The sequence below is a fragment of the Pseudoalteromonas sp. S554 genome (assembly GCF_005930865.1).
Classification (GTDB): Bacteria; Pseudomonadota; Gammaproteobacteria; order Enterobacterales; family Alteromonadaceae; genus Pseudoalteromonas; species Pseudoalteromonas marina.
Genome location: NZ_PNDV01000102.1, coordinates 1 through 262, shown reverse-complemented (window position 1 = coordinate 262; position 262 = coordinate 1). Strand labels below are relative to the sequence as shown.

At 44.7% G+C, this 262-nt stretch carries 1 protein-coding gene; it reads left to right on the top strand.

Translation table 11 applies throughout. The features are described from left to right. Window positions 1-52 precede the first annotated feature (52 nt). A partial coding sequence (locus CWB65_RS17805; protein WP_138741129.1) for a transposase occupies window positions 53-262 on the top strand: 210 nt, incomplete at its 3' end.

The window sequence follows — 262 nt, the reverse complement described above, 5'->3', positions numbered from 1 at the left end:
TGCTCCTCACCCGTTTTAGTGGACACCTCCTCATCACTTTGAGGAGGCTAACATGCCTAGATATACCCAACCTAGAAAGACTTGGTTTTACCCCGTTAATTTCAAAATCAAAGCAGTCGAACTAAGCTTACGAGACGATGTCATGTCAAAGGACGTTGCCGAGGCGCTGGATATTCATCCGTTAATGCTTAGTCGTTGGCGAAAAGAGTATCGAGAAGGTAAGTTTAAAAACACGCCGCGCCATCAAAGCAACAACAAAACA